The 2,077-nt window shown below is 65.9% G+C and carries 1 protein-coding gene; it reads right to left on the reverse strand.

Translation table 11 applies throughout. The features are described 5' to 3' along the window. Positions 1–55: 55 nt before the first annotated feature. Positions 56–1,999 (reverse strand): acetate--CoA ligase, encoded by a 1,944-nt coding sequence (gene acs, locus QRO91_RS22350; protein ID WP_049432091.1) that lies wholly within the window; start codon positions 1,997–1,999, stop codon positions 56–58. Between the last annotated feature and the right edge of the window lie 78 nt (positions 2,000–2,077).

Below are 2,077 nucleotides of genomic sequence, written 5' to 3' on the forward strand. Positions count from 1 at the left end.
CCCATGGTTTCATAGCCTTTACGTGGCGGAAAGGTATCACACCCCGGGTCGTGCATCAGCGTACCTTGCGCTCGTCCACCAGCGACGCCACCACCGACGGGTCGGCCAGGGTCGAGGTGTCGCCAAGCTGGTCCGGCGCGTTCTCGGCGATCTTGCGCAGGATGCGGCGCATGATCTTGCCCGAGCGGGTCTTCGGCAGGCCCGGCGCCCACTGCAGGTGGTCCGGCGTGGCGATCGGGCCGATTTCCTTGCGTACCCAGGCGACCAGTTCCTTCTGCAGTTCGTCGCTCGGCGCCTCTTCGGCCACCAGGGTCACGTAGGCATAGATGCCCTGGCCCTTCACGTCGTGCGGGAAACCGACCACGGCCGCCTCGGCCACCTTCGGGTGCGAGACCAGCGCGCTTTCCACTTCGGCGGTGCCGATGCGGTGGCCGGACACGTTGATCACGTCGTCAACGCGGCCGGTGATCCAGTAATAGCCGTCCTCGTCGCGGCGGCAACCGTCGCCGGTGAAGTAGCTGCCCGGGTAGGTGCGGAAATAGGTATCGATGAAGCGCTGGTGGTCGCCGTACACCGTGCGCATCTGGCCCGGCCAGGAGTCACGGATGATCAGGTTGCCCTCGGTCGGGCCGTCCTGGATCTCGCCATCAGCATTGACCAGCGCCGGCTGCACGCCGAAGAAGGGCAGGGTGGCCGAACCCGGCTTCAGATCCATCGCACCGGCCAGCGGCGAGATCAGGATGCCGCCGGTCTCGGTCTGCCACCAGGTATCGACGATCGGGCAACGGCTGTCGCCGACCACCTCGTAGTACCAGCGCCAGGCTTCCGGATTGATCGGCTCGCCCACGCTGCCGAGCAGGCGCAGCGAGGTGCGCGAGGTCTTCTTTACCGGCTCCTCGCCCTCGCGCATCAGCGCACGGATGGCGGTCGGGGCGGTGTAGAAGATGCTGACCTTGTGCTTGTCGATGACGTTCCAGAAGCGCGAGGTGTCCGGGTAGTTCGGCACGCCTTCGAACATCAGCGAGGTCGCGCCGTTGGCCAGCGGCCCGTACACGATGTAGCTGTGGCCGGTGACCCAGCCGACGTCGGCGGTGCACCAGTAGATGTCGTCCTCGCGCAGGTCGAACACCGCTTCATGGGTGTAGGCTGCGTACAGCAGGTAGCCACCGGTGGTATGCAGCACGCCCTTCGGCTTGCCGGTGGAACCGGAGGTGTAGAGGATGAACAGCGGGTCTTCCGCGTTCATGCGTTCCGGCTCGCAGCTGGCCGGCTGGCTGTCCACCACATCATGGAACCAGCGGTCGCGCGGCGCCTGCATGTCCACCGCGCCGCCGGTGTGGCGCACCACCAGCACGGTTTCCACGGTATTGGTGCCGGGCAGCTTCAGCGCGGCATCGACGTTGGCCTTCAGCGGAATCCTGCGGCCACCGCGCAGGCCTTCGTCGGCGGTGATGATCAGCTTGCTCTGGCAGTCGCTGACGCGGTCGGCGATCGAGTTCGGCGCGAAGCCACCGAACACCACCGAGTGGATCGCACCGATGCGCGCGCAGGCCAGCATGGCCACGGCGGCGTCGACGATCATCGGCAGGTAGATGGTGACGCGGTCGCCCTTCCTGACCCCGAGGTTGCGCAGCGCATTGCCGAGGCGGCAGGTGCGCTCGTACAGCTCGCGATAGGTCACGTGCTGGGCGGGTGCATCCGGGCCGTCCGGCTCGAACAGCAGGGCGGTCTTGTCGCCGCGCTTCTCGAGCTGGCGATCCAGGCAGTTCACGCTGGCATTGAGCTCGCCATCCTCGAACCACTTGATGTGGAAGTCGGACAGGTCGTAGCTGACGTTCCTGATCTTCGTCGGCTTGCGCATCCACTCCAGCCGTTCGGCGGCCTTGCCCCAGAAACCATCCGGGTCGGTCACCGAAGCCTGGTACTGCTGTTGGTAGGACGTCTTGTCGATGCGTGCCTTGGCGGCGAACTGCGGATCGACGGGGTAGATATCAGCCATGGCACCCTCACTTGCACGTTGACTTTGTGTGTGCGGTCGCAGCATTGCGGCGACCGATCCCCCTCAGTTTGCCCCATC

Origin of the sequence: Stenotrophomonas maltophilia group sp. Smal32 (assembly GCF_030237085.1) — a bacterium.
Taxonomy (GTDB): Bacteria; Pseudomonadota; Gammaproteobacteria; order Xanthomonadales; family Xanthomonadaceae; genus Stenotrophomonas; species Stenotrophomonas maltophilia_Q.